Here is a 25,068-nt window from a genome sequence, read left to right on the forward strand (position 1 = left end):
CGAACGGCGGCCCTCGGACGTTGGGAACCGAAGATGAAGTACGTCGTACTGATCTACTCCAGCCCGCAGCCGTGGGGACACCCGACCGGCGACTACGTACCCGAGCACCAGGCGCTGCCGCCGGCCGAGCGCAAGCGCCTGAACTCGGCGTTCGAGGATTTGCTCGGCGAGCTGCAGGCCAACGGCGAACTGGTCGGCGGCGAGGCACTCGGCGATCCCGCCAAGTCGCGGCTCTACCGCTGGACCTCCGGCCGCCCGGTCGTCACCGACGGGCCGTACTCGGAGTCCAAGGAACACCTCGCCGGGCTCTTCATGATCGACGTCGAGACGCAGGAACGGGCCGACCTCGTGGGCCGGACGTTCGCGGGGCCCGGCGAGACCGTCGAGGTGCGGCCGATCCACGTCTTCGACAACGCCTGAGCCTTCGCGGGGATTGACGGCGGGTACCTGCGGATGGTGGATGTGCGGGACGGGCGCATCGGGCGTCTGGCGTGGCGGTTGCCGTACCTGGCCGAGCGGGTCGGGGACGGCGCCGCGCGCCGGGTCGCGCATCTCGTCGGGCGGGTCGAAGGGGCTCGGCCGGGTGGGGTGCAGCGGGTGGCGCTGCGGGTTTCACCGCGGCTGGCCCAGCAGAATCCCGGGCTGACGAAGATCTCGCCGGACTGGGCGGTCGACGAGGTCGACGTACGGCGGCAGGGCGTGCGGCTCCGGCTCGATCTGCGGGACAACCTGCAGGCGGTGCTGTACTACGCGGGCCGATACGAACCGGCGACTGCTCGGTTTCTTGCCGGCGAGTTGCGGGCGGGAGACGTGTTCCTGGACGTCGGCGCCAACATCGGGGTTCACACGCTCGGCGCGGCGCTGCGGATGCGCGACCTGAGCTCCGGCCGGGTCATCGCGTTCGAACCGGCCGACGACGCGCTCGCCAAGCTCCAGCAAGCCGCCGAACGCAACGGCCTGGGCGAGCTGATCGAGACCGTGCAGGCCGCGCTCGGTGATTCCACTCGGGACGCCGTCTTGCGCGCCGACAGCCGGTACGACGTCGCGGACACCGGCGTACGCTCGCTGGTCGGCGACGGCGAGGTCGTCCAGCAAGTCCCGGTCGTGCGCCTCGACGACTGGAGCCGGGCGCATGACTTGACCCGGCTCGACGTGATGAAGCTCGACGTCGAGGGCTCGGAACTCGCCGTCCTGCGGGGCGCCGCGCACACGATGACCCGGCTGCGGCCGCGCGCCGTACTGGTGGAGGACAAGCGGGAGGACCAGCGGCGCGAGCTGTACGCCGTACTGGATCGGCTCGGGTATCGGCCGCACGGGCAACTGCTCGACCACAACCGGCTGTTCCGTCGCGACCGCTCCCCCGAGCCGACACCGCAGGGTCACGCCGGCGGGTAGGCGGCCAGTGCGCGGGCTCGCTGGTTCGGTTCGTCGGCGAGGGCTTGGAGCTTCGTGCGGTAGCGGGTTTTCTGGTAGTAGTCGTCGCCGACGCGGACGTGCAGGGTCCAGCCGGCGTGGCGGACGAAGCGATAGAACAGGTGGATGACGAGGCCGACGAGCACGAAGATCGGCATCAGGAGGCAGCCGTTCCCGTCGCCGTCGACCCCGACGTCCACGTCGAAGAAGCCGGTGCGTTCGACGGACGTGCGCACTTCGGGATCGCTCACGGCATCAGTTGGCCGCCGTTGACCTCGACGATCTGGCCGGTGACGTAGGAGCTCATCGCGTCCGAGGCCAGGTAGAGGATCGTGCCGACGCACTCGTGCGGCGTACCGGTGCGGCCCATCGGGATCGTGGCGAGCATGGTCTTCAGCTGCTGCTCGCCGGTGTGGCGGTCGTGGAACGGGGTGCTGATGACGCCGGGCGAGATCGCGTTGACGCGGATGTTGTCGGGCGCGAGCTCCTTGGCCAGGCCGCGGGTGAAGGTGCTGACGGCACCCTTGCTCGTCGCGTACAGGACCGAGCCGCCGCCTCCACCGTTGCGGCCGGCAATCGAGGTGACGTTGACGATCGCGCCGCCGCCCTGCGCGCGGAACACCGGCACGATCCGCCGGCTCATCGCGAACACCGACGTCAGGTTGACGTCCAGGATCCGGCGGAACTCCTCGTCCGGTACGTCGGTCACGGCCGTCCGCCGAACCAGGTCACCGGCGTTGTTCACCAGTACGTCGATCCGCCCGTGCTTGGCCAGCACCGCGTCGATCAGCTCCCCGGCCGAGTCCGGATCCGCGAGGTCCGCCTGGTGCATCGATGCGACGCCGCCGGCCGTGTTCACCGCGCTGACCGTGTGCCGAGCGCCGGCCTCGTTGGCGTTGTAGTGCAGCGCGACGGTCGCCCCCGCCTCCGCGAACCCGACGGCCGCGGCCGCCCCGATTCCGCTGCTGGCGCCGGTGACGAGCACGACCTGGTCGGAGAAGTCGAGAAATCGCATGCGCCCATCCTGCAGGACCCGGCCGAGCACCACCCACCGACCCGGCGGGCCTCCCGGCCGACGTGGCGGGCCTTTCCCCCGCCCCGGCGGGTCTCGCCGCCGCACGCCCGGTCGTACGCGACGCACGCGACCCACGCCCGGCGTACACGACCCGGTCCGAGTCCCACCCAAGGTCATGGGGCCTCCCGCCCTGGACTGAGGAGAGAGGGAGCGAAGCGACCGAACGACGAGGGAAGGGCGGGAGACAAAGCCCCATGACCACGCCGAGCCGAAGGCGAGGCCAAAAGCACAGCGGTAGCCTCAACAGATGGGTTACGACCTTGCGACGCTCGATCTCCGGCGGTGGCGAGTGGCTGACGCGTTGCGCCTGGCCGCGGCGCACGCGGACCCGGACATGGCCAACCAGGGCGGCATCCGGGACACCGCGAGCGCCGTCGACTGGATCGGCCGGGTCGCCGACCTGGACAACGGGCACGTGTACGCCGTCGCGGACGCCGACGACCACCCGGTCGGCTGCGTCGCGGTGACCAACATCGACCGCCACCAGGTCGGCTGGACCTGGTACTGGACGATCGCGGAGGTCCGCCGCCAGGGAGTCGCCCGCGACGCCCTGCGCGCCCTCGCCGACTGGGCCCACCACGACGCCGGCCTGTACCGCCTCGAGCTCGGCCACCGCACCAACAACCCGGCCTCCTGCGGCGTCGCGGCGGGCGCGGGTTTCCTGTACGAGGGCTTGGAGCGCCAGCGCCTCGCGTACGACGGCGCCCGGTACGACGTCGAGCGTCATGCCCGGCTGGCGACCGACCCGCTCAGCCCGCCGCAGCGGCCGGTGACGATCAAAAGCTGACGATCAGGAGTCGGTCGACCCGGCGGCGCCGGTCGCCAGCAGGTGCTCCTTCCGCAGAACCCGGGCGCCGAGCCCGAGCATCGCCGTACAGACCAGCAAGAGGGCGACACACCCGACCAGCAGGTACGGCTCGCCGCTCCGCACCACGACCCAGATGATCACGCCGTACGTCACCGCCGTGAGCGGCACCACGAGCGCCAGCGTGAGGACCAACTGGCGCTTGGTCCAGGCCTGTGGCGGCGACGGCGAGCGGAACTCCTTGACAGCCAGCGCGCCGAAGATCACCACCGGAAAGGTCCGGAACACCGCGGTCCCCCACTGCTGCTCGACCAGCGCGGCGATCAGCGGCGCCAGCCCCACCACTGCCACCACCACGAACACCCAGCGCTTCGCCGTCATGCCGGGATCGTAGATGCTCACCGGCAGCGCTGACAGGCGTTGCGGGAGGCGACCGGGCGCCGGAGCCAATACGGTTGGTGCATGGGCAAAGGCAACCGGTTGTCGTTCTTCTCGATGGTGATCGGTGGTGCGGCGGGGTTCGGGTTGCTGTGGATCACCCGGCGGGCCTGGGACGACTGCGGGGTGAAGCTCAACGGCGTCGGCAACGGGCCGACGCTGCTGTTCGTCGGGCTGCCGGTGGTGCTGGTGGTGAACATCGTGCTGTTCAGCGTGGTCTGGCGGGTGATGAAAAAGGGCGGCGGCGGCAAGTTCCTGATGCCGCTGATCGGCGCGCTGGTCGCGATCGCGATCGCCGACCTGGCCCTGTTCTCCTGGGCCGGTACGCCGGCCACGATGGCCGCTCCGATCTGCCCCGCGAACGTCCCGCCGTGGTGGCCGGAGTGGATCCCGACCTGAGTCAGCGCGCGGGCGGCGCGTAGCTTCGCCAGCGTTCGTCGACGACGTAACCGAGGGCAAGGTTCGCGCCCAGACTCGCGTCGTTGACCGCCGCCCCACCGGTGCCGAAGACGCGGCCCTTCATCCACAGCTCCCGGATCTTCTCCAACGACCCGACCACCCGATGCGGCGCTGGCGTGTACGGGTAGTCGGGCTCAGTCGCCATCTCCACCTCGAGCACCGCTGGCCCCCAACTCCCGTACGACGACGCCCTCCGACCTCCAGTACGGCGCAGCGCGGGTCGTCGGCGCGGACCACCTCGAACGTCATCTCAGCCATTGTCGTCGCCGCGGCACCGACGGCTCAATCGGTGATCCCCAGTCGCCGCGCCAGGCCCTCGGCGTCGAACGGCGCGCGGACCTTCACGTCGTTGTCGAAGTACACGAAAACGTCCCGCTGCCGGCGTGGTGCGGCCGAGCCGACCCGCTGCCCGTTCGTCGGGGTGCGCCCGCCGTGCCAGGTCCTGATCCGCCCGGCCCATCGGTCCAGCGCGTCGTCGTCGTACCCGCTGACGTACAGCTCCTCGGCCCCGTGCAGCCGCACGTACACGAAGTCGGACGCCGTCACGTCGTCCAGCATCGGCCACTTGCCCGCGGTGTCCGCGCACACCAGCCCGATGTCGTGCGCGCGCAGAAGATCAACGAAGGCCGCCTGCTCGTACGACGCATGCCGCACCTCCAGCGCGTGCCGGATCGGCTGCTCGACCGATGCCTCCAGCAACGACCTGTCGGTCATCCGGTCGTCGTGCTTGCGGGCGAGCAGCGCCGCCTCACCTGTTGTCCGAGGCAACAAGTCGAAGAACCGGGCGAGCCGGTCCGCGTCGTACCCGAGGGTCGGCGGCAACTGCCACAGCATCGGCCCGAGCTTCTCCCCGAGCGCGAGCACCCCGGAGGCGAAGAAGTTCGCCAGCGGCGTCTGGACGTCGTCCAGCTTCTTCATGTGCGTGACGAACCGCGGCCCCTTGACCGCGAAGACGAACCCGCGCGGCGTCTCGTCGTACCAGCGCTGGTACGACGAAGGCCGCTGCAGCGAGTAGAACGACCCGTTCAGCTCGATCGAGTTCAGCCGCCGCGACGCGTACTCCAGCTCGGCGCGCTGCGGAAGGCCCTCGGGATAGAAGACCTTCCGCCACGGCGCGTACCGCCAGCCGGAGATCCCGATCCGGTACGGCCCGTCAGCCCACTGGTCCATGCCGGTCCGGTCCCCACCCGGTGAGGCCGGAAAACCCGGGCGTCAGCCCAGCTTGCGCAGCAGCGGTACGACGTCCTCGGTGAACTGGGTCAGGAAGCGCTCCTGGTCGTGGCCCGGGCCGTGCACGACGAAGTGGTTGAAGCCGGCGTCCAGGTACGGCTGGAACTGCTTGACGACCTCTTCGGGGTCCGAGGCGACGATCCAGCGCTTGGCGACCTGCTCGATCGGCAGCTCGTCGGCCAGCCGCTCCATCTCCACCGCGCTGTCCACGCTGTGCTTCTGCTCCGGCGTCAGCGACAGCGGCGCCCAGAACCGGGTGTTCTCCAGCGCGTGCTCCGGGTCGCGGTCGTAGGAGACCTTGACCTCGAGCATCCGGTCGACGTCCTCGAACTTCTTGCCGGCCTTCTCCGCGCCTTCGCGCACAGCGGGCATCAGCTTGTCGGTGTAGAGCTCCATGCCCTTGCCCGAGGTGGCGATGAAGCCGTCACCCGCGCGGCCGGCGTACTTGGCGACCAGCGGTCCACCCGCGGCGACGTAGATCTTCAGCGGCGTCTCCGGGCGGTCGTAGATCGACGCCTCGACGGTCTTGTAGTACGGCCCGTCGGAGCTGACCGACTCCTCGGTCCACAGCGCGCGGATCAGGTCGACCGACTCGCGCAGCCGGGCGAACCGCTCCTTGAACTCCGGCCACTCGCGGCCCGACACGGCGATCTCGTTCAGCGCCTCGCCGCTGCCGACGCCGAGCATGATGCGGCCCGGGTACAGCACGCCCAGCGTCGCGAACGCCTGCGCGATCACCGCGGGGTTGTAGCGGAACGTCGGCGTCAGGACCGACGTACCGATCAGCACTCGCTCGGTCCGCTCGCCGACCGCGGCCATCCAGGCCAGCGCGAACGGCGCGTGCCCGCCCTCGTGCCGCCAGGGCAGGAAGTGGTCGGAGACAGTGACGCTGTCCAGCCCGAGCTGCTCCGCGCGTACCGCGTACTCGACCAGGTCCCGCGGGCCGAACTGCTCCGCCGAGGCCTTGTAACCGATCCGAATGCCCACCGTCTCGCTCCTCCGTCGTAGTCGTTCATCGGGTGACAACCCGCGCACCGCCCGGTCTATGCCGCGTCGGCGTGTCGCCACCGTACTGCGCGGGCCGGCGGTGGCCTGGGAGGAGTCGGGCGCTGGGCGTTCGGGGTCAGCCGGTCTGGCGCCAGATGTCGTTGACGACCTTCTGGGCGGACTGCTCCTGACCCGGCGCCGCGACGGCGGCCGCGCCGGCCAGCCACCAGCGGCCCTGCGAGGAGAAGACGTGGGTCATTGCGAACGTGTACGGCTTGGGGTCGACGGTGTACCAGGTGCGGCCGTCGCGGGGCGTGGCCGGAACCGGCGCCTTGTACGCCGTGGTCCATTCCTGGTCGAACGCCGCCCGGGCGGCCAGGCAGGCCGCCTGGTCGCGGCACGGCTGGACGGCGATGCGCAGGTCGAGCCCGGCGTTCGCGGAGCCCGGGCCGGTGAGCACGCGACGGTAGATCGTCGAGGACGACTCCACCGAGGTCTTCTGGTCCAGCACCGGGCGGTCGGGGAAGCCGAACTCGAACGGGAGGCCGAGCCCGCGCGCGACCTCGAGTTCGGCGCCGGAGGCGAACACCGCGCCGGCCACGCCGACGAACGGGGTGGCCCTGGACCACGGCACGGCGGTCACCTTGTCGATGCCGGGGACGAGGACGCCGGTGGGCATCGGGCTGGGGCTGACCGGGGCCGGGGGTGGGACGACGGGGTCGGTCTTGGCGGTGGCGCTGCGGACGGCGGCGCCGATCGAGTACGTGATGCTGAAGACCGCGAGCACGAGGACGATCGCGACGAGGTAGAGCCAGGTTTTGGGCTTGGACTTGGCGGGCTGCGCGGGGGGTTGGCCGTTGGTGTGCGCGGCGGTTGCGTCGTTGTGCGCGGCGGTTGCGCCGTCGGTGTGCGCCGCGGGTACGCCGAATGCGTGCGGGGCGTTTGCGCCGGAGGGCTGCCCGGCGGCGATCGGCGCACCCGGCTGCCCCGGCGTACCGGCTGCCCCAGGCGCCTGCCCGTCGACGGGAATCGGCGCGGCGCCGTACTGGGCCAGCTGGTTGCGGACCGCGGCCAGCGATTCCTGGTCGTTGCCGAGCAGGCCGTCCAGCGGGTCGATCAGGCGCTCGGCGCCGGACTGGCCCGGGACGAGCTGGGTCACGGCGTACGGCCTGGTGGCGGTCAGGTTCGCCGCCCAGAGTGGGACCTCCTCGCGGCCGGGACCGAGCGCGGCGGTGCGACTGGCTTCGCCGAGGCGTTCGCGGACGGCGGGATCGGCGGCGCCGGCCTCGCTCAGCACGAGCACGACGACCTCCATCCCGGTGAACGACCGCCCACGCCAGATCTCGGCGAGCGGATGCTCCAGCAGCCGCTGCCCCAGTTCGTACCCGGAGATGACCGGTGCGCTGTTCACTTCGCCTCCCAGATCGCCCGGTCCGCCAGCACCAGCGCGGCGCCCTCGGCCTTCTCCCGCGTCACCGGATGCGCCTCGTAGTCCACCTGGACGACGAGGTCGTCGCGCAGCACGACCACCGAGATCTTCCAGTCCTCCCCGCCGGTCCGGCCCTGGCGGTCGATCCTGGTCGGGTACGGGCGGTCGCGCACGAGCGCGCCCTTCTCCCGGTCGAACGCCTTGCGCGCCACCTGGTCCGGCCGGAACGGCGGCTCGCCCTCGCCGGCGATCTTCCCGCCGTACGGGGTGATGCGGACGGAGACGGCCGCGGCGGTGTATGTCTTCTGGCTCGACTCCTCGGCGAGCGCACGGCAGCGCACCTCACCGGTCCCGGTCTGCGCGAACACCGGCGACGCGTTCTCCGGCAGCATCGCGGAGATGTCCCCGAGCCGCTCGCACAGATCGGCCGGCAGCTTGCGCGCCGGAACGACGTCGTCGGCCCGCACCGGCTCACCGGCCGCGAACCCGATCCCGAGTCCCGCGACCAGCGCGATCGCGGACGCGATCAGCGTCCCGCGCACCACTCCACCAGCCCTGCCCCAGACCCCAGCCACGCGGAGCTCTCCCTTACCGATCACGTTTCCGCCGCCCGACAACGCGTCTTAGACGACCGCGGTCACGGTCCGGTTCCCATCGATTTCGGAGTGTTCTTCGGCTTCTCAGCCGAGCAGCGTCTTGACCGTGCCGCCCGACTCGCTCAGCTTGCTGCCCAGCCCGGACAGCGCCTCGCCGACCGACGCCAGGATGCCGGACAGATCCTGCAGGTTGCCCGCCAGGCTCTCGACCTCGGTCGCCACCCCGCTGACCTGCCCGCTGCCGTCGTTCAGCCGCTTCGCCGCCGCGTCGCCGATGCCCGGAATCTTGTCCAGCTCGCCGGCCAGCCCCAACAGCATCCCCGCCGCGTCCTTCAGTCGATCCTTGGCCGCGTGCATCGTGGTCGCACTCCCGGCCAGCGCCTTCCGCGCGCCACCCTCGCCGTCGTCCCCGACCAGCGCCCCAGCCGCCTTCGCCGCCTGCTCCCCGGCCTCGGCCAGCCCACCACCGATCGTCGTCAGCAGCTGCGGCAGCTTGCCGATGAACTCCAGCGCGTCGTCCGGCAGGTCCTTGACCAGCTTCAGCACCTTCTCGAAGTCGTCGGAGTTCTCCAGCACGAACCCGACGGCCTTCTTCACGTCGTTCAGGTCCCGCCCACCGAGCAGATCACCGATGTCCATGCCCGGAAATGTAGTGCCCGCCCCTCGACCCAACCCCGCTCCCGCGCCGCCCACCGCCTGCCTCCACCCGATTACCACCCCGAGCCCGACTCCATGTATCGTTACTCGTCGTTGCCCGCGCTCGTAGCTCAACGGATAGAGCATCTGACTACGGATCAGAAGGTTGGGGGTTCGAATCCCTCCGAGCGCGCCAAGCAAAACCCCAGGTCACCAGGTGGATGACCTGGGGTTTTGTCATTCCCGGCGCCTGACTTGCCAACAGTTCTGCTGACACGGCGTTAGCGCTGAGCCGAGGCTGGCCGGGATCTGGTCGCGGTCGCGGACGGCGTCGACCAGGCCGAAGAGGAACGGCGCCAAGTGAAGCTGCCGCGCGCGACGAGCTGTTGCGCCGCCAGGTCGACGAGCGCGTCGCGGCGATCTCGTGGCAGGCTGCCGGAGCCCGGCACAACCGAATCGTCGAAGAGTTGCGTGACGAGGCCCTCGGCGTCGTGAGAGCCAGCGTCCAGCACCTCGAGCGCGACCTGCGACTGGCCGAGCTGCAGGACAACCGGCGACCGGCGCCGAGCCACCCAATCCGCGCTCGAACTGGCCGTCGCCGACCCCGAAGGCATCGAGTCCAAGATGCTGACCGACGTCAGCAACGCCCACCCGGCCGAAGCCGCCGTCACCACCGGCAACCACCCCCGGGGCCCGCAAGAGCCGCGGCACCGACGGACCCGCCCGCGAACTCGGAACGGAACGATGACCGACACCACCCCGCAGCCCGACCCGGACGCACCGAGAAGGGGCCGCTTCCTGACCCTGGCCGAGGTCGCTGAGGAGCTCAAGTTCAGAGAGAACCAGATCTACGCCCTGGTTCGTCGAGGCGACCTCTAAGGCGTGAAGATCGGCGGCCGCGGCCAATGGCGCGTCGAACGCGACAAGCTCGAGCAGTACATCCAGCGGCTGTACGTCGAGACTCGCCAGTACATCGAGACGCACCCGCACGCCGAACTCGAGCCGGAAGCGATCGAGAGCGCCGAATTGCTCGCCATGAGCAACCCCCAGCCGCCTCGAGGGGAGCGGTCGAGCGGCCGTGAGACGGATGCTCGATAACCTCCGACAGCCGGAACCGACCGTCTACGCGGCAATGCCGAGGTGAGCTATGAGTGATGACTGGAACATCGTCGAGGTGGTCTCGACGATGGATAGCTTGATCTTTGCAGCGGAACGAAATGGACTGATTGCCGGCGCCGCGGAGGTGCACCCGCCTTGGACAAATCTTGACGATCCTCGGCCGGCCACCCTCGAGATGATCTACGTCGTCCGGGAGTGCCGCTGCACCAAAGGACCAGCCACCCTGCTGGTGAACCACCTGAAGGAGTTGTTCCCTGGACTGAGCCACACCAGTGTCCTGAGCTTGGCCGGCCGGCGCTTCGCGGAGCGCCACGGGATCCCGCCGCTGCCTCAATCGCCGCATAGACGTCGCCGGGGCAGCGGTCAGCGGGAGACCGCCGCGGCCGACGAGGTACTGAGTGAGGAGAAGGCAGAGGAAGTCGGTCAGGCGCTGCTCGCCCGGGCTCGAAGCGGGCAGCGCCTTCCTCCGCGATCCACGAAAGCCGGACGGATTTGAACGGCGTACTACACGGCCGACTGACCGACTTGCTGGAACGGGCGGGGCACTCGTCTGGAAAGTGGACTGCCTGGCCCGAGGCCTGGGGCCATCGCGGTGCCCCAGCGGGCGACGGGACCATCGGCTGGTCGGACCTGAGGGGTGCTTCGAACTGATGCGATTGCCGCCAGCCAACCCAGACCATGCCTGTGCGCGCCACGGACTCGCGCTCCACGCGTTCGTTCACGAGGCGGGCCACGCCGTCATCGCAGCCCACCACGGGATCTCATTCGATTCGGTGTCTGTCGCCCGTGTACTCGGCGAGCCTGATCCGGCTTTTGGAGGAACCCTTGCCGGCGGTCTCGACATGGGACGTGCGGTACGAGAGTGGGTTCCAGAAAGCCCTGCTCGGGCGCTCGAGGTGCTCGCTGCAGGGATGGCGGCTGAGGACGCCCTGCTTGGTCACCACCTCCGCAGGGGGTTCGACGGCGATATCGCCGTGTGGCGGCTAGGCACCGGACTCACCGACGGCTTGATGGAGAGCGAGAATCTGAGCCTGCTTTCGACCGCCCTTGGCGAACCGATCGGCGGGGTCGTGACCCGTAGTCGGGCACTCGTTGAAAACAAGCTTGAACAAGTGGTCACGGTGGCCGCTGCTATCCATGCCTCTCCGAGTTGGCGGCTTGACCATGCGGAAGTTCTCTCCGTTCTTTGACTGGCAGACCCCCGGCCGGGCCCGCGAGGATCCTTTTTGTCATCGGACGGACGATCGGTTGGCGCCGGCCACCGATTCGCACGCCGACGCTGCAAGCTCGCGGGCCGCTGAGCTCAGACTCACGGCGTGTTAAGTAGCGTTATGGGTAGTTGTACCTTACATAACGACGGTTATCGGGCGCGGCCAATTGCCTGGCACTCCGCGAGCAGTGGCTGCTATCGGGGTGCCCTCGGCTCGAACCAACCCCACCATCTGAGCCAGTACACCAGGCCAGGCGGACCGGTCCTGAGCGCTGTATGGTGCCACTTCAACGCCTCGGCCTCGTCTCTGGGAGACCGCCATTTCAGGTGAACGGACAGCTCCCTCATCGCTAAGGCATCTCCGTCCTCAGCGGCCGCCTGGAGACTCTCTCTCGCCCCGTGGATCTGAGGGTTCCGACCCAAGAATTTGGTGAGCTCCTCTCGGTCCCAGGATCTGTTCGTGGACGCGAAGTACTCGTCGTACCAGCGCTTGGCTTCAAAGGCGTCGCCCTGAACTTCCAGTAAATGGGCCAGCTCGAACATCGCGTCGTGGCGACCGTTGGTGGCAGCCATCTGAAGCCACATCGTCGCAGCGCCGATGTGGCGTCGGCCGATAGGCCTCCGGCGGAGAAGACGTCGGGCGAGAAGAAGCATCGCATCAGAGTTGCCGGCGCCGGCAGCTAGCTCGAGCCAGGCTCGGGACCCATCGCTGTCCTCGGGCTCGTTCCAACCCTTGAACCGGTCATAGAGATTGCGCTCCGCTCCAGGATCCAGGATGAGAGCAAGCTGGATCATTCCTACGGAATCTCCCGCCGCAGCGGACCTCTCAAGCCACCACCGTGAGCCCGGGTAGTCAGGCGGGGTTTGGTGCCGTAGCAGAAGCCCAAAGCTCCTCATCGCAGCTGGACTTCCCGCGAGCGCTGCCTGCTCAGACCATTGCCTTGCCTCGTCTTTGCGTGCTGGATCGTACTTGTGGATGTGCTCGCCGAGGAGGCGCATAGCTTCCGTGTTCCCTGCCTTGGCGGCCTTCTCTAGCCAGATCTCAGCAGCGGCAGTATCGACGGGCGGCAAACCGTTTTCGAGGAGATCGGCGAGCTTGATCATGGCGGCGAGGGATCCGGCGTCTGCCGCGCGTTCATACCAGAGCGCGGCGTCGGTCGGCTCGGGCGGTTCGACTTTGCGGGTGACGAGGTCGGCGAGCCTGTTCATGGCGTCGAGGGATCCGGCCTCGGCTGCACGTAGGTACAAGCGACGGGCGGCCTCGATGCTCGGTGGATTCAGCCGGCATTCCAGCAATGTGCCCAGCTGGACTAAGGCCTCGGTGTCGCCCGCCTCGATCTGCTGCGTATACCAGCGGTGCGCGGCCCGCAGGTCGGGATCGCTATGCAGCTCGGCGCCATGCTCTTCCGTGCCTTCGGACTCCTCTTCGCGGTTCTGGAGGGGCAGAGGGTCGCCAGATAGCTGGAGGTCTTCTGAGGGGGTGAATGCCGGAAGCCAGAGTTGATGGAGCCGTTCCTTCGCGCCCTCAACGTCTTTCCGACGGTCGACTTGCGCGGCGGCGAGGTAATGAACCAGTGCTTGGAAGTTGTCCCATCTAGGGACGCGCTGCCCTCGCAAGACACCGTGGATGGTGTCGTAGCTCAGGGTGCCAGTTACTTCTTTGTCGTCTCTGATCCCTTTTTCCATAGTGCGGAGCGTGGGGTACCCGGCAGCGGCGTACAGCTCGTGGAGGGCGAGTACTAGGGCCCGCTTCGGTCCTTCGCGGAGCACATCTTCCGGCGGCATTTGTACGCGCTGTGTCACTGGCACCCTGTCAGTTGCTGTCAGATCTCGTCGGATTCCGCAGTATCGCAGCCTGCGCGCCCACACGTAAGCCCCTCGATAGGGGCCGCGAGCGCCTGCCCGGAGGAAGCCCTAGAACTGTCAGTTCCTGTCCAACGTGGAGCAATTGTGATCAGCCGCGTAGTCGCTGGGTGGTGGCGATCGTCGGCGCGCTAGCTGAGTGTTGTCAGTGGGTTGCAGGGATCCGTCGCAGAGGCTCTTGTCGCCTCTCGACACGAGCAGGGTTGAAGCATTCATTCATCCGCTCGGCGAGGAACCCCAGGAGTGCAAATGCCTAACGTCAAGTTCGATGTCACGATTTCGGGGAAGTGGAAGCCTGACGGCCGGAAGGTTAGGCAAGCACTTGGAGGGATGGTGTGGCTCAGCCTCGGAGCCGGAGGGCTTTGGCTCAGCTCCCAGTGGGGGCTGTTGCCCTCAGACCTGGTAAGTCCTGTGGTCGCACCTGGTTGCCGGACCGCGCAGCCCCCCGCGTTCACAAGGTGCACCGAGGTACGGAGCTAGGACGAAAACGACAGCCAGGCCGGCCTGGGTACCACAGCGATGGCCGGCCTTGCTGTCTCGCCCATCTCAGCTTTGGTGCACCGAGCGTGTATGCGGCCTGACGGTGCTCCACGACCGGTGGAAGACCTCACGTCATAAGATCTGTTATCCGCGACCAACTCACGGGAGTTGCATCTAATGCAAGAACTCCTGCTCTTCAGCGATCCCGGCATCCGCCCGGCCGTACCAGTCGTTCTGGTTCATGGAGGCTGTCGAGACAAGGGCAGCGAGGTGGAGAAGATCCCTTCCGCGGAGGTACGCCGCGGTGTCCCGAGCGTAAAGATCGTCTTTGATGCGGCTCTCGATCTGCTGGACGGCAGCTTCTAGCTGTTGAAGCTGTCGGCGGGAGAACGCGCCGCCAGACGTCAGGCAGGCTGACACAGCTGAGTCAATCTCCTGCGCGCCCGGGTCCTTCCAGAGGAGCAGCTCAGGAAGTCGGCCACGGCGCCAGTAACTCAGTGCATGCAGCGCAGCCTGCTGTGGAGCGCCGTACCAGATCGATGGACCCTGATTTGGGTTCACTTCAGTCTTCCGGGGCTTCCGGTACCCGAGACGTTTCGCCGTACGGCGCTGGCTGGCGTAGCTGCCGAGGTGCTCGTGCCACAGGGCGCGGCTGGTCGCGAGCTGCCCATGGGCACGTAACAGCGCTTGTTCGTCTCGTTGGAACGGTCCAGCCAGCTCCTCAAGAAAGCTGAGCGTTGCATTGAAGCCGATCGGCCGATAGAGCTGCACACAGGACCGCATCGCAGTAACCCGACGCTGGTACGGCAGCGCCGGGTTACGCACGTGATTGGAGAACGCACTGAAACTCACCACTCGAGGGTAGATCCCGGAGGGTTACCGACAGCCAAGCTCATGTTGCTGATCATGTCTGATGGTGGAAATGGTGCCGCACGAATCTGCGAACTCGCCGGCTGTGTGGTCCGTCCCAGGTCGGTCGTTAGGTTGGCGCCAGTAAACCCGCGTCCTCCATCCGAAGTCGTGAACGGGGCAGTAGGCCAGCGCGGTCGTCCGCGTCGACGACGTACCGTGCTCGGGATCCGCGACGGACGCGCAGACCCCGAGCAGCCGCTTGGTCATCCGGCCGCAGACCTCACACCCGACCTTGCCGACCGGATTACCGCCTTGCTCCTGCGCCTTCGGCGCGCTGCCTTCCGACTCGTCACAGCACCGATCCTCACCCGCGCTCACCTCCAAGGCGGGCCGCAACGCTCAGGCCGCGATCCAACCGATGAGATCCAGCAAACCAGCGTCCCCCACGCCTGTCTCGGAACCAAAGGCACCGATGCCGCCGGAATACCGCTGCCGAGCGTGCGACACGCTCAGCCCGCGCATCCAGGGCGACGAAATCGACCTCGACGACTCGTCGACCGACGTCGTCGAGATGATCTGCCTAGCTGCTCACCGGCTGCCGGTTCTGCGCTGCTTCCGCCGCTGCCGCACCATCTGCCGTGCGCCAGCACAAAACACGAAACGCTCACGACCTGCCCTGGCTGCGGAACGTACGCCGTGGCCCAGATCTACCTTGGCAGAACGCGCAGGGCGCGCCGGTTCGGTACGCCAGCTGATCCGCGGCTGCTGCGTATCCGGCCCGGCCCCCGACCGGCGGCATAAGACAGCTTATCGGCGGGGTCCGAAGATCATGGTTCCGCCTCGCAGCGTGCCATCAAGACGCTTGGTCCAACATCGACCATCCGAGTCTGTGAACGTCACTCTGAGGTGGTCCCTCCGCCAGCGCATCGAGGAAACGTCGAGAAGCATCGACACCGTCGTCTGTTGCCCTGGTGCCAAGCTGCCCCAGCCGAGCTCAGTCATCGATGTAGACCGCCACAGCCACGACAGAAAGGGCAGTGCCTGCTGCGTGTTTGAACCGGCAGCCGCGACTCCTGGCCCGAACAGGTCCTTCCGAGGTGTCGGGGGTGGATCCAGACGCCGCCGATCACGGGTTTGAGCATGTGGATTGGGAGCGCGCCGGCGTTGGTGATGATGATCGTGTCGCGGAGGTGCGACGAGGTTTGCCGCGGCTCGGTCTGTACGAGTTGAACGTCGACCAGGCGTGCGTGACGTAGCTGGTGCTCATCTTGGAGTCTGCGCTGCTGGTTGAGCGTGACCGCCAGCGCCACGAAGCCAACTGCGAAGGCGGCGACCGTTCCGATCGCCTCAAAGGAATCTGGGTTCCAGCCCCACGCGTTCGCCATGCGGCAGGTTAGAGCTTCAAACGCCCGGACTCCATGCCATAGGCGCTGAAATTGGCGGCGATCGGGAGTTACATCCCGGCTGTCGTACGGTGTCGGGCATGGGTGCTTGGGACGCAACAGTGTTCGGAAACGACGATGCAGCCGACTGGGCCGGAGAACTGGTCGACGCCGATCAGGAGCAGTTGGTTGCTGATGCGCTGGAGCGTGCGGTGGGGCCGGCCGGTGCCGAGTACTTGGAGGCCCCCCGGGGGGCGGAGGCCCTGGCTGCGGCTGAGGTCGTGGCAGCCGCAGCCGGAGTCCCAACCGATTCGAATCCCTATAACGAGCGAGCGCTCGCGTGGGCGTCTGGTCGCGCCGGGCTGGTGAAGTTGATCCCGGTCGCGATCGGGGCGGTCGACCGGGTGGTCGCGGACGAATCCGAGCTGGCCGAGCTGTGGGCTGAGGCAGGCGATTTGACTTGGTTGAAGGCGATCGACGATCTGCGGGAACGGCTACGGAGCAGGGGCTAAGGCTGGATTGCGGCCGGAGGTGGCCGGCTCGCCAGCTGCGACTCCCCGGTATTAAACACCCGGCGACACCAGGTCGATCGGCGGACACCGCCATGATGACGAAGCGGTCGCCAGCAGAGCGATCGCTGGTGTACGCGTTCGAAGCTGGGGCGGACGCCCGTCAGATCGCGTCAATTGGTCGCTGCACGACTGTTCCGGGCCGGACGTCCCACTACCACTTCTGAACGGTCGCCCGGAGTAGGGGAAGCTCGGTGTACGGCAGAACCTCGGGGATGGCGTTGCGGAACGACGGATCGACCCCGCCGCCCATAGTGGGATCCACCATCCGACCGGTGGGTCGCTGGACGACACCCCAAGGCCGCCAGTCGGGCTGGCCGGCGATGACCGCGACCACGCTGCCGAGCGGAAGATGGAGGCCGGGGTGCTGCACTCGCCATTCCCGCTCGTGCAGCCAATCGGATCTTCGGTAGGGGCTGGCGTCAAGTCGGACCGCCCAGCTCGGTGAGCCTCGCTGAGTTCGTCGAACTGTTGCGATCGGTGAGAGCAGCTCTATGTGGGCGCGAGCTGTTGCAGCCCGGGGAAAGTGATGACCAGCGCACAACGCGGACATGACCCTCGCTCACAGCCAGACTGGTGGCGGTGATCGTCAAGTCGCAACCGCCGCCACCCTTTGAAGCGCAACTGCAGGTGAAATCGGCGCCGACCTTTCCGTTGCGTATCATCAACGCCCGCTTTCCGGGACCCTCGACGAACTCGGTCTTGGCGCCCGGGCGCAGACGGATCGAGCGACCCGGTCGACCAGCGCATCGGCGATCGCGCGGGCATCATCCGATGGTTGTTCCCATTCGGTGTCGGACAAGCGCCCACGAGACCCACTACGTCCACGATCGATAGACACCTTCGCCCCGAGTGCCCGGCCGGGCAGCGACAGAATCGGCCGGGCCGCGGCGCGAGCCGTGGTTCGTGGCCTCGGGCATCGAGCCCGCCGGCCACGGCTGGCCGCACTGTTCCTCAACTGGGCGGGCGCGCTGAGCTGACCGACATGATCCAGCCGGCCCAGGAGCCGCACGAAGGAGCCGACTTCGTCGGCGCTGCCAAGAACGTCGTTTCCTCCCCTCCTGGCTCTCCATCATCACCCGACACGTCCGGGACGCAACGCCCACCTGACGGCGGCCACTTCGTGGTTTCAGCGCTGCACCCCGGCCGCTTTACGGGTGGTGATTCCCGCGCCAGGAGGGGGCGGAAAACAGTCGGCCAAACCAAGGCTGACGGCCCCGTCACCTGGCAGGAACAGGAGTCCTGTCATGACCATCGAAAACACCTTCAACGCCGCCGGCGGGACCAACCTGCGCAACCAGGACCTGAGCGCCCTGGCCCAGATGCTCAAGACCCAGCAGGCCGAGAAGGTCGACTTCGTCGCGCCGGCCCAGCAGATCCGCGCCGACAACGGCCTGGTCGTCATCAACGGGGCCGAAGCCAAGCTCACCGAGCACGGCGTCACCCAGGTCGACGGCAGCTACCGACCCACCTCCGTCATGATCGACGGACTCCCCGCCAAGCTCGGCGTACCGGTCGGCTACCTGAAGAAGACCCACCGCGACCGCCCCGACCTGTTCGACGCCAACGTCAACGGCTGGCTGCACGGCAACCACGCGGGTGTACCCGGCGACGACCGGTCGTTCCTCGTGCGGACCTTCCGAGGCGACCACGGGCCCGGTCTGGGCCGCGCGCTGCTGTCGGACAAGTTCAAGCTGATCGACAACCTCGACGCGCTGACCGCGACCCTCGACGGCGTCCGCGCCGCAGGCGTCCCGGTCGACATCCGCGGCTGCGACCTGACCGAGTCCCGCATGTACGTGCGGATCCAGGCCGAAGAGATCAAGGCCTACGCCCCCACCCTGCTCAAGGGCTACCGGTCTCCGTTCAGCGGTGCCAGCGGCGACGACAACCCCACCGTGTTCGCCGGATTCGTCATCTCCAACAGCGAGGTCGGAGCCGGAGCGTTCACCCTCACCCCGCAACTGGTGGTCCAGGTCTGCGACAACGGGATGACCATCACCAAGGACGTACGCCGCGCCGTGCACGTCGGCAGCCGCATGGACGAAGGCCTCATCCAATGGTCCGACGAGACCCGCGAGCAAGAGATCAACCTCATCCGGTCCCGCACCCGCGACGCCCTGCGCACCTTCCTCGACGTCGGCTACGTCACCCGCCAGATCACCAAGCTGGAGCAGATCGCAGGCAAGCCGCTCGACGGCGCCGCCGACGTGGTCCGGACCGTCGGCAAGAAACTCACCTTCTCCGAGACCCACATTGACGGTGTACTCGACCACTTCATCAGCGGCGGCCAGCGCACCGCCGGCGGAGTCCTCCAGGCCGTCACCGCCTACGCGCAAGTCATCGCCGACGCCGACGTCGCCGCTAACATCGAAGCCCAAGGCATCCGAGCGATGGAACTCGCCGCCGCGATCTGACCGTTTCCGGGAGCGCGGCCAACACAGGCCGCGCCCCTGCGCTGCGCTCCGCGCGGGAGTCGGACCCACGGGCATCGAGCCCGCAGACCCGAGCTGCCCTATCCGTTCGCGCAAATCTCACGACCGCTCGCGCCGGCAGCTCAAGGCTGTTTCCATCGACCTGATCCTGGAGCTGCGCCCATCTGTCGACGTCCATTCCCAACTGTGACGCGACGGTGCCAAACGAAGGCTTCTCACCGGGACCCGGTGACGCAACAATCACAGCGTGATTGCTCTCCGGATCCTGCGTTCGCTGCTCCTGGCAGCATCGGGCGCAGTCATCGCGCTCGCGCAACTGAACTTGCCGAAGGACTTCTGGAACCATCACAGCGGAACGCTATGGACCAGCGTGTCGGTCCTCGCACTACTCGTCCTGGTCGACACCGCCAAAGAGGTGGATCTCTACCTGAGGGCACATCAGATCCGCGAGTACGACAAGGATCTCCGGTCAGCGCTCAGCGGCGCCGCCGGCAGCATGATGACTCTCTTCGGAGTGTCCTGGGATCAAGTCGCGATCAGGTACTACCGCCAGCGCAGCTGGCTACACCGCCGACGTCTCGCACCAGTGAAAGCGATGATGGCTGGAGCAGACGTAGAAGAGTCACACCACTCGATCAAGCCAGGGATAGGGCTCGTCGGAACAGCATTCGAGACTCAGGAGGCCATCGCCATAGAGTGGGCCGAGTTCGTTCGCGAGGCGACCTTCAACAAGCGCGCCGCTTGGGAGACACGCCCGGCTCACGAGCGATTCAACATGAGCTGGGGGCAGTTGCAATCGCACACCGCTCCGCCCGAAGGCATGATCGCAAACCCAACATTCGCCGGCGCTGACGGTGAACCATATGGCTGTGTTTTGATCAGTGGAGCGCTCAAGCTTCCAGACCTTGAGAGTGAAGGAACACGGCGCATACTGGGAGAGTTAGCGAGCGCATTGGAACAGATCGGCCCCCCGCCTCGAGGATGGTGGAGTGCACATGAACGCTGAGCGTCGCCTCAGCAGCAGGCAGCCAGGCGTGCGGCCCACCACGGTATCCCCAGAGTTCACCGACCGCGTCGCTCGTTACGGAGCGTCACCTCGACTGCTTCGGAAGCTCCGCGATGTAACGGCACCAAGCCGGGCTCAAGAGGCGGCGAAAGAAGAGGCGGTTGAGGAGGCGCTGGAAGCTGCCAGGTATGCCGTCCGTGAGACACGTCGGGCAATCGGTGGCGTCAGCCTTGCTACCCGGCTTGGCCCTGACGATGAGTCCGATCACATCCATGATCCTGATCGAGGCAACACACAGTTCTCGGGTCGGCGAGGTCCTCTTTGGGTCGTGCCAGACCACATCCCCGCGGTCGTCCCTCGGTCGAAGCGCTCGACGGAAGCCCGCTGGCTGACGGTCCTTCGTCAACGAATCATCGTGAACGATCTATTCGCGGGTCTCGTGGGCGCTGCAGTCGGTTTGGTGATGCACCTCAATGCGTCCGGCGAGTTTCTCATGTCAGGAATCTGGAGCCTGCTGCTGCCGGGGGCTTGGCTGGGATCTGTAGGGGCGTTGCGGGGATACTCCGACCGGAACCTTGAGTTCGGCTCGCGGAGGTTCGGATCGATCTTGCGGAGCGGACTGTCCATCTTCGGGCTCGCTGGCATTGCCTCATTTGCAGGGGAGCTCTTTCTGCCTCGTTGGCCTGTGATCGTCGCACTCGCGAGCACGATCGGGCTCTCGCTGGTACTGCAGTACAGGACGAGTCGGCAACTCGCACGCGGCCGGTACCGCGGCCGCAATATGCGCCGTGTCTTGGTCGTCGGCCGCGACCGCCAGGCGGAAACGTTGCGTCAGCACCTCGAAAACCGTCCCGCGGACGGGTACCTCGTGGTTGCGGTGTGTCGGCCGGGCGGTGAGGCTCTGCCCGGGGCCGCGGCGTCCGAGCGCATGGACGAGCCTGACATCTTGGCGGCAGTCGACCTGTACTCAGTCGATGTGGTCGCGATCGCTGCCGACCCAGACTTATCCGGCGAGTTGTTGCGCCGATTGTCCTGGGCGCTGGAGCAGCGAGGTGTCGAGCTGATCGTCTCGCCTGGCATCACCGAGGTGTCTGGCTCGCGGATCTCGGTCCGCCCGGTCGACGGGCTCTTGCTGCTGCACGTGGAACGGCCGTCTGTTAGTGCCGGGCCGTACCTAATCAAGGGCACGTTCGATCGTGTGATCGGGTTCCTGCTTCTGCTCGGCCTTTCACCTCTCTTGCTTGTGATCGCGGTGATGGTCAAGCTCACCAGCTCTGGGCCGGTGCTGTTCCGGCAACCCCGCGTGGGCCGCAACGGTGAACAGTTCAAGATGCTCAAGTTCCGGACCATGGTGCTTGACCCGGATCGCCGGCTGATCGACTTGGCTCCAGTAAGCGATGGCAGCGGGGTGCTGTTCAAGCTCCGCGACGATCCGCGCGTCACCAGAGTTGGCAAATCCCTACGGCGGTACTCGCTCGATGATCTGCCACAGCTCTTGAACGTCCTCCGTGGCGAGATGTCACTCGTCGGACCGAGGCCCGCGCTGCCTACAGAAGTCACCCATTACACCAGCAACGACGCACGGCGTCTGCTAGTAAAGCCAGGTCTTACTGGACTGTGGCAAGTGAGCGGACGGTACGACCTGTCCTGGGATGAATCGGTATTGCTCGACCTGCGGTACGTGGACAACTGGTCGCTCCAACTCGATCTCCTGATCCTGTTGAAAACGTTCCGAGCTGTCTTCTCGGGCACCGGCGCTTACTGATGACTCCCTCAAGCACGAGGAGTTGAGCCTGTGCGCGAGTACGACAGACTCGTACGTGAACTCGCCGAGCAAGCCGTGATCGACGAAGCCGAACATGCCGCCGCCGGCCGCCGCCGCATGATTGTCATGCACGGGCTAACGCACGAGCAGCACGAAGAGCTGAACGAGCTGATCGATTTCGTCAACAGCGTCTGCCGGAGGAACAGGATTGAAACCTGGGGTGGGGTCACCACTGCGAACCATCCAGTCAAGCGCGACATCCCGCGGAGGCGATGGACACGCTGGGTCTTCGCTCCGCCCTATGCGTTCGCAGACCTGGCGGCTATAGAGGCTGCCCTCCGAGAACGTCATCCCGATTGGCTCATCGTGACCGACGATGACCTTCTGCCTGATTAGTCCAGTACAGCGCAGGCAGCAAACCTGACAATCGGCGTCCCTCTCGGGAGAGACCAGGTTGTGGCGCGGCGCGTTCGCTAAACGATCGTTCTCGACACATGGCGTGGCTACGCATCGGCCCCCAGTCACCAGCGCGATGGAGTGTCGAACGATCGTGTTTCGCCGCGCAAGTTCCTTGGTCTGGTCTTCTTCTGCGAGGCCTGGCCCGAGAGGCCGCAGCCCGTGACTGAGGGCTCGATCGCGGACTTGCATCGAGACCGCTCGCGGCATGGGCTTCCACCTGCCGGCGCACGAGTCGGGCTATGACGCGATGACCCTGGACGCCCCGGAGCGAGCCGGCCGACGCGATCACCGTCGCCACGAGCCAACTAGTTGACCGCGTCGAAGGCCTTCCTGATATCGGCCGGGACTCGACCCCGATCCTTGACCTGGTAGCCGTTGGCACGGGCCCACTCCTTCACCGTGCGCGCGTCAGCGCCGACTGTCGTCTGCGTGACCTTCTTGCCCCGCCTGTTCGTGATCGGCCGCCCCGCCTCGATGTAGACCGCCAGGACCCTGCGGAGCGCGATGGCGTTCTTGTTGCGGAGATCGATCTCGTACGAGTTGCCGTCGAGCGCAAAGGTCACAGTCTCCCCTTGCCAGCAGGGAGATCGCCGCCGTCCAGATCGTCCGTGAGCAGAACTTCCACTTTCTGAACCACTGGTCGCCTCCTGGTGAGCGGTGAACTTTGCACAGCATGGTGCACCGAAGCGCTGCGCACGTGAACCGACACCGATCCCGCGCCGCCGCGGACGACGAACCCTTCCAAGAAAGGTTGTGGCCGGCCGCTGAACTGCCACAGCCGGTCAGGCCGGGTTCACCAACATCGGGTTGGTCACCCCGCAAGAGCCGAGCGCAGCTTGAACCGTACTGCGACGCCTTGCTGGTCCGACGCCGTGTCAGCGTTCAGCCTTCTTCGCTCAAACGGACCTCACTAGGGTCGATCATGGTTGGCGAGGTAGTCCTGCAGTTCCCGGTGTCGAAACTGATACCCCGTGCCGGCTACGCGAACAAGCCCGGCGCGGTAGCAGGCGTCGAGGAAGTGGGCGAGCGACCAGGACAGCCGATTTCTGCCAACGCGGGTGCACAGCAGTAGTGAAAAGTAGCGCCCACTGATTATCGCGGGATAAAGGCATGCAAGACTCATCAAAACTCCCACTTGGAGTCCGGCGACAACCCCGTACTCTATCCAGCATATGCCCCTAAAGCGACACCGCAGATCATCCCCATCGCGAGCGATACGGCGAGGTCGCGACGGATTATCGATCGTGGACCCGACATCCAGTAGTTCATATCGGACCCGACTAGGAGCACGGATATCGCAAAAACCATCCCGATTAGTACACCTACAATCGCAAGTCTGCTGTTGTATCTGGCGGTGTATGAATACTCAGCCGCAGTCATCATCGCGATGACCAGAGCTATTACAAGTGCATTTGTGCGACTGAGTCGCAATGAGCTGGTGCTCGACCATAACGGGTGCACCCAACGCATCGCGTATGAGCCGTAGGCCAGGAAGCCAACACAAGTCGCTGCGCAGCCGAGCATTATGTATGTCAGAAGAGACGAGGGTATGCGAGTCAAGCTAACGACAAAAGCCGCGAGATAAATCGCAGTGACTAGAGCAGGTATCACGATTCGCGGTCTTCGGTCACCAGCAATTGGCCACAACTCATGCATATGATGTCGGTGCTTGAAAGTCTCCGGGATCCAAAGCGACGGCCTGTACTGGCGTTTTGGTTCAAGTGGCCGGCGAGTGTCGCAAGCCAGCGATGCGTTCGCCCCGGGTCGTATGGCCCGCCTGAGTTATATAGCACTGCCGGAATAAATAGACTTAGTAGGTGATCACGAATTGCGTCCGGGGTGCCCAATTCGTCCGCAGTCAATTGGTCTGGATCTCGCAGGAAACCGGCATTGCCGCGTTGTTCATAGACGGTGACCGCTAGGGTCAGGCGCCATGGCGTGCTGAGTGCGAGCGCGAGCGGGCCGCCGGACGCGCTTGAGATGGTGTCCAAGACGGTTTTCCACCGCTCGCGGTCTATGGTCGCGTCCATGATGAACTTGCTGGCCTGCGCGTCGCTCACTTGACGAATTTCCACCCGGGCGGAGCCCTCGACCCAGGTGAGGTCATTGGTTAGGGCCTGGTAATGCTCGGTCCGGCAGGTCACCATCAGCTCCGCTTTGCTGCGGTATCGCTGGTAGCCATTCAATATTCGCAGGGCCTGCCCGGCGCGAGATGCGTAGCCCGGCTGATCGGTAGCGTCCAGCTCGTCGAGTCCGTCCACTACCGGTACCACTTGACCCGCGGAAACCAATGCCCGTGCCGCTCGCTGCGAGAACCGGTGAACCTTCATCACATGGGCAACCAGCCACATCTCCACCCGCTCTGTGGCGGCGCCCGGTCCCGAGATGTCTTCGTCAAGGTCCAGTGACGACGCCGAAATTCGTACCGGCACTGGATCTCCTAGCGCCCGGTCTTCCAGCAAAGCCATGATCAACTCGACCGCCAGTACGGTCTTGCCTGCACCCGGCGCACCTGTAATCACAAGTCGACGAGGGCGAAGTCGCTTGTAATAGTCAGCCACGTCGCTAAGACGACCGCGGCGCGATGCTCCTCTGGCCTCACGAGCGGGCGCCGGGCGGAAGTTAAACTGCACATCAATGGTGTGCCTCGGCCCTCCCAGTAACTGCGCACGAGCTCGGTCCTCGGTAACGCGGACCGCGTTGTCGCTCGGTAAGTATGCCGGTGTCCACTTGCTGCCACGGCTTCTCGATGATCAGCGTCACGATCCCAAGCAGCACTCCGACCGAGCCAATCGCTGCGCTCAGTGGATCGACATCGCCGAAGTCTATCTGGCGAACTGCCCATACCGTCGTCACCGCG

General features: G+C 66.5%; 28 protein-coding genes and 1 tRNA gene. 14 read left to right on the plus strand and 15 right to left on the minus strand.

Annotated features, from left to right (window positions below):
• The first annotated feature begins 33 nt into the window (after positions 1-33).
• Positions 34-420, plus strand: a complete 387-nt coding sequence (locus tag BWI15_RS30890) for a YciI family protein (RefSeq protein ID WP_077018054.1) — start codon at positions 34-36, stop codon at positions 418-420.
• 33 nt (positions 421-453) lie between these two features.
• A complete protein-coding gene (locus tag BWI15_RS40510; protein WP_077018055.1) occupies positions 454-1,395 on the plus strand; it encodes an FkbM family methyltransferase in 942 nt (313 codons plus the stop codon).
• On the opposite strand, the gene BWI15_RS30900 is transcribed toward BWI15_RS40510, so the two are convergent.
• Positions 1,380-1,664, minus strand: a complete 285-nt coding sequence (locus BWI15_RS30900) for a hypothetical protein (protein ID WP_077018056.1) — start codon at positions 1,662-1,664, stop codon at positions 1,380-1,382. The two genes, BWI15_RS40510 and BWI15_RS30900, sit on opposite strands and share 16 nt — an antisense overlap.
• A complete protein-coding gene (locus tag BWI15_RS30905) occupies positions 1,661-2,428 on the minus strand; it encodes an SDR family NAD(P)-dependent oxidoreductase (protein ID WP_077018057.1) in 768 nt (255 codons plus the stop codon). Before BWI15_RS30905 ends, BWI15_RS30900 begins: the two co-directional genes overlap by 4 nt.
• Before the next feature lie 307 nt (positions 2,429-2,735).
• Here BWI15_RS30905 and BWI15_RS30910 point away from each other — a divergent pair, with 307 nt between their 5' ends.
• A complete protein-coding gene (locus tag BWI15_RS30910) occupies positions 2,736-3,275 on the plus strand; it encodes a GNAT family N-acetyltransferase (RefSeq protein WP_077018058.1) in 540 nt (179 codons plus the stop codon).
• A 3-nt stretch (positions 3,276-3,278) separates the two neighbouring features.
• Here BWI15_RS30910 and BWI15_RS30915 read toward each other — a convergent pair whose 3' ends face one another.
• Positions 3,279-3,674, minus strand: coding sequence for a hypothetical protein (locus BWI15_RS30915; protein WP_143465999.1), 396 nt, complete (start codon positions 3,672-3,674; stop codon positions 3,279-3,281).
• Between the two features lie 81 nt (positions 3,675-3,755).
• Between BWI15_RS30915 and BWI15_RS30920 the strand changes: the two genes are divergently transcribed.
• Positions 3,756-4,130 carry a hypothetical protein gene (locus BWI15_RS30920; protein WP_077018060.1) on the plus strand — a complete coding sequence of 125 codons (375 nt, stop codon included), beginning with the start codon at positions 3,756-3,758 and terminating at the stop codon, positions 4,128-4,130.
• 1 nt (position 4,131) lies between these two features.
• Here BWI15_RS30920 and BWI15_RS30925 read toward each other — a convergent pair whose 3' ends face one another.
• The 6 genes from BWI15_RS30925 to BWI15_RS30950 form a co-directional block, all read right to left on the minus strand.
• The gene (locus tag BWI15_RS30925; protein ID WP_143466001.1) at positions 4,132-4,335 is read right to left on the minus strand and encodes a hypothetical protein; all 204 of its coding nucleotides are present in this window, start codon (positions 4,333-4,335) and stop codon (positions 4,132-4,134) included.
• 137 nt (positions 4,336-4,472) lie between these two features.
• Positions 4,473-5,360 (minus strand): DUF72 domain-containing protein, encoded by an 888-nt coding sequence (locus BWI15_RS30930; RefSeq protein ID WP_077018062.1) that lies wholly within the window; start codon positions 5,358-5,360, stop codon positions 4,473-4,475.
• Positions 5,361-5,402: 42 nt separating this feature from the next.
• Positions 5,403-6,407 carry a glucose-6-phosphate dehydrogenase (coenzyme-F420) gene (fgd, locus tag BWI15_RS30935; protein WP_077018063.1) on the minus strand — a complete coding sequence of 335 codons (1,005 nt, stop codon included), beginning with the start codon at positions 6,405-6,407 and terminating at the stop codon, positions 5,403-5,405.
• A 136-nt stretch (positions 6,408-6,543) separates the two neighbouring features.
• On the minus strand, positions 6,544-7,818 hold the full coding sequence (locus BWI15_RS30940) for a hypothetical protein (protein WP_077018064.1): 1,275 nt from the start codon (positions 7,816-7,818) through the stop codon (positions 6,544-6,546).
• Positions 7,815-8,411, minus strand: a complete 597-nt coding sequence (locus BWI15_RS30945) for a hypothetical protein (RefSeq protein WP_237771533.1) — start codon at positions 8,409-8,411, stop codon at positions 7,815-7,817. The genes BWI15_RS30940 and BWI15_RS30945 overlap by 4 nt, the downstream gene beginning before the upstream one ends.
• Before the next feature lie 105 nt (positions 8,412-8,516).
• Entirely contained in the window at positions 8,517-9,071 is a 555-nt protein-coding gene (locus BWI15_RS30950) for a hypothetical protein (RefSeq protein ID WP_077018065.1), read from the minus strand.
• A 117-nt stretch (positions 9,072-9,188) separates the two neighbouring features.
• Between BWI15_RS30950 and BWI15_RS30955 the strand changes: the two genes are divergently transcribed.
• Positions 9,189-9,264: transfer RNA gene (locus BWI15_RS30955), tRNA-Arg, on the plus strand.
• 85 nt (positions 9,265-9,349) lie between these two features.
• Here the strand turns inward: BWI15_RS30955 and BWI15_RS30960 are convergent.
• Complete coding sequence (locus tag BWI15_RS30960) at positions 9,350-9,739, minus strand: hypothetical protein (RefSeq protein WP_237771534.1); 390 nt, start codon at positions 9,737-9,739, stop codon at positions 9,350-9,352.
• A 73-nt stretch (positions 9,740-9,812) separates the two neighbouring features.
• Between BWI15_RS30960 and BWI15_RS40640 the strand changes: the two genes are divergently transcribed.
• The 4 genes from BWI15_RS40640 to BWI15_RS39050 all read left to right on the plus strand — a co-directional run bounded on the left by BWI15_RS40640 (position 9,813) and on the right by BWI15_RS39050 (position 11,377).
• Positions 9,813-9,947 carry a hypothetical protein gene (locus BWI15_RS40640; protein WP_330359543.1) on the plus strand — a complete coding sequence of 45 codons (135 nt, stop codon included), beginning with the start codon at positions 9,813-9,815 and terminating at the stop codon, positions 9,945-9,947.
• Between the two features lie 3 nt (positions 9,948-9,950).
• A complete protein-coding gene (locus tag BWI15_RS40645) occupies positions 9,951-10,166 on the plus strand; it encodes a hypothetical protein (protein WP_077018068.1) in 216 nt (71 codons plus the stop codon).
• A gap of 49 nt (positions 10,167-10,215) precedes the next feature.
• Complete coding sequence (locus tag BWI15_RS39045) at positions 10,216-10,683, plus strand: GNAT family N-acetyltransferase (RefSeq protein ID WP_143466005.1); 468 nt, start codon at positions 10,216-10,218, stop codon at positions 10,681-10,683.
• A 154-nt stretch (positions 10,684-10,837) separates the two neighbouring features.
• Positions 10,838-11,377: a hypothetical protein gene (locus BWI15_RS39050; protein ID WP_143466007.1), complete on the plus strand. Its 540-nt coding sequence runs from the start codon at positions 10,838-10,840 to the stop codon at positions 11,375-11,377.
• Positions 11,378-11,592: 215 nt separating this feature from the next.
• Here BWI15_RS39050 and BWI15_RS30980 read toward each other — a convergent pair whose 3' ends face one another.
• The 3 genes from BWI15_RS30980 to BWI15_RS39060 all read right to left on the minus strand — a co-directional run bounded on the left by BWI15_RS30980 (position 11,593) and on the right by BWI15_RS39060 (position 15,977).
• The gene (locus BWI15_RS30980; protein ID WP_168197403.1) at positions 11,593-13,083 is read right to left on the minus strand and encodes a tetratricopeptide repeat protein; all 1,491 of its coding nucleotides are present in this window, start codon (positions 13,081-13,083) and stop codon (positions 11,593-11,595) included.
• Between the two features lie 831 nt (positions 13,084-13,914).
• Positions 13,915-14,592 carry a hypothetical protein gene (locus BWI15_RS39055; protein WP_143466009.1) on the minus strand — a complete coding sequence of 226 codons (678 nt, stop codon included), beginning with the start codon at positions 14,590-14,592 and terminating at the stop codon, positions 13,915-13,917.
• 998 nt (positions 14,593-15,590) lie between these two features.
• Positions 15,591-15,977 carry a hypothetical protein gene (locus tag BWI15_RS39060; protein WP_143466011.1) on the minus strand — a complete coding sequence of 129 codons (387 nt, stop codon included), beginning with the start codon at positions 15,975-15,977 and terminating at the stop codon, positions 15,591-15,593.
• Positions 15,978-16,075: 98 nt separating this feature from the next.
• Between BWI15_RS39060 and BWI15_RS30990 the strand changes: the two genes are divergently transcribed.
• From BWI15_RS30990 to BWI15_RS31010, 5 genes are all read left to right on the plus strand, one after another.
• Entirely contained in the window at positions 16,076-16,486 is a 411-nt protein-coding gene (locus BWI15_RS30990) for a DUF4259 domain-containing protein (RefSeq protein WP_077018072.1), read from the plus strand.
• A gap of 1,304 nt (positions 16,487-17,790) precedes the next feature.
• On the plus strand, positions 17,791-18,960 hold the full coding sequence (locus BWI15_RS30995; protein WP_077018073.1) for a hypothetical protein: 1,170 nt from the start codon (positions 17,791-17,793) through the stop codon (positions 18,958-18,960).
• 265 nt (positions 18,961-19,225) lie between these two features.
• Positions 19,226-19,984: a hypothetical protein gene (locus BWI15_RS39065; RefSeq protein ID WP_143466013.1), complete on the plus strand. Its 759-nt coding sequence runs from the start codon at positions 19,226-19,228 to the stop codon at positions 19,982-19,984.
• 328 nt (positions 19,985-20,312) lie between these two features.
• Positions 20,313-21,749 carry a sugar transferase gene (locus BWI15_RS31005; protein ID WP_237771535.1) on the plus strand — a complete coding sequence of 479 codons (1,437 nt, stop codon included), beginning with the start codon at positions 20,313-20,315 and terminating at the stop codon, positions 21,747-21,749.
• A 30-nt stretch (positions 21,750-21,779) separates the two neighbouring features.
• Positions 21,780-22,145 carry a hypothetical protein gene (locus BWI15_RS31010; RefSeq protein WP_077018075.1) on the plus strand — a complete coding sequence of 122 codons (366 nt, stop codon included), beginning with the start codon at positions 21,780-21,782 and terminating at the stop codon, positions 22,143-22,145.
• 368 nt (positions 22,146-22,513) lie between these two features.
• On the opposite strand, the gene BWI15_RS31015 is transcribed toward BWI15_RS31010, so the two are convergent.
• Positions 22,514-22,771 (minus strand): histone-like nucleoid-structuring protein Lsr2, encoded by a 258-nt coding sequence (locus tag BWI15_RS31015; RefSeq protein ID WP_237771536.1) that lies wholly within the window; start codon positions 22,769-22,771, stop codon positions 22,514-22,516.
• 1,044 nt (positions 22,772-23,815) lie between these two features.
• Positions 23,816-24,769, minus strand: coding sequence for an NACHT domain-containing protein (locus BWI15_RS31025; RefSeq protein WP_168197404.1), 954 nt, complete (start codon positions 24,767-24,769; stop codon positions 23,816-23,818).
• Positions 24,770-25,068: the final 299 nt, after the last annotated feature.

Origin of the sequence: Kribbella sp. ALI-6-A, from assembly GCF_001984195.1 — a bacterium.
Lineage (GTDB): Bacteria > Actinomycetota > Actinomycetes > Propionibacteriales > Kribbellaceae > Kribbella.

Bases quoted from the DNA above. Each gene is read 5' to 3' on its own strand.
- BWI15_RS30890 (WP_077018054.1), top strand. From the start codon at position 34: ATGAAGTACGTCGTACTGATCTACTCCAGCCCGCAGCCGTGGGGACAC.
- BWI15_RS40510 (WP_077018055.1), top strand. From the start codon at position 454: ATGGTGGATGTGCGGGACGGGCGCATCGGGCGTCTGGCGTGGCGGTTG.
- BWI15_RS30990 (WP_077018072.1), top strand. From the start codon at position 16,076: ATGGGTGCTTGGGACGCAACAGTGTTCGGAAACGACGATGCAGCCGAC.
- BWI15_RS30995 (WP_077018073.1), top strand. From the start codon at position 17,791: ATGACCATCGAAAACACCTTCAACGCCGCCGGCGGGACCAACCTGCGC.
- BWI15_RS39060 (WP_143466011.1), bottom strand. From the start codon at position 15,977: ATGGCGAACGCGTGGGGCTGGAACCCAGATTCCTTTGAGGCGATCGGA.
- BWI15_RS39050 (WP_143466007.1), top strand. From the start codon at position 10,838: ATGCGATTGCCGCCAGCCAACCCAGACCATGCCTGTGCGCGCCACGGA.
- BWI15_RS30950 (WP_077018065.1), bottom strand. From the start codon at position 9,071: ATGGACATCGGTGATCTGCTCGGTGGGCGGGACCTGAACGACGTGAAG.
- BWI15_RS30980 (WP_168197403.1), bottom strand. From the start codon at position 13,083: ATGGAAAAAGGGATCAGAGACGACAAAGAAGTAACTGGCACCCTGAGC.
- BWI15_RS30930 (WP_077018062.1), bottom strand. From the start codon at position 5,360: ATGGACCAGTGGGCTGACGGGCCGTACCGGATCGGGATCTCCGGCTGG.
- BWI15_RS30925 (WP_143466001.1), bottom strand. From the start codon at position 4,335: ATGGCGACTGAGCCCGACTACCCGTACACGCCAGCGCCGCATCGGGTG.
- BWI15_RS30920 (WP_077018060.1), top strand. From the start codon at position 3,756: ATGGGCAAAGGCAACCGGTTGTCGTTCTTCTCGATGGTGATCGGTGGT.
- BWI15_RS30915 (WP_143465999.1), bottom strand. From the start codon at position 3,674: ATGACGGCGAAGCGCTGGGTGTTCGTGGTGGTGGCAGTGGTGGGGCTG.
- BWI15_RS30910 (WP_077018058.1), top strand. From the start codon at position 2,736: ATGGGTTACGACCTTGCGACGCTCGATCTCCGGCGGTGGCGAGTGGCT.
- BWI15_RS40640 (WP_330359543.1), top strand. From the start codon at position 9,813: ATGACCGACACCACCCCGCAGCCCGACCCGGACGCACCGAGAAGGGGC.
- BWI15_RS30905 (WP_077018057.1), bottom strand. From the start codon at position 2,428: ATGCGATTTCTCGACTTCTCCGACCAGGTCGTGCTCGTCACCGGCGCC.
- BWI15_RS39045 (WP_143466005.1), top strand. From the start codon at position 10,216: ATGAGTGATGACTGGAACATCGTCGAGGTGGTCTCGACGATGGATAGC.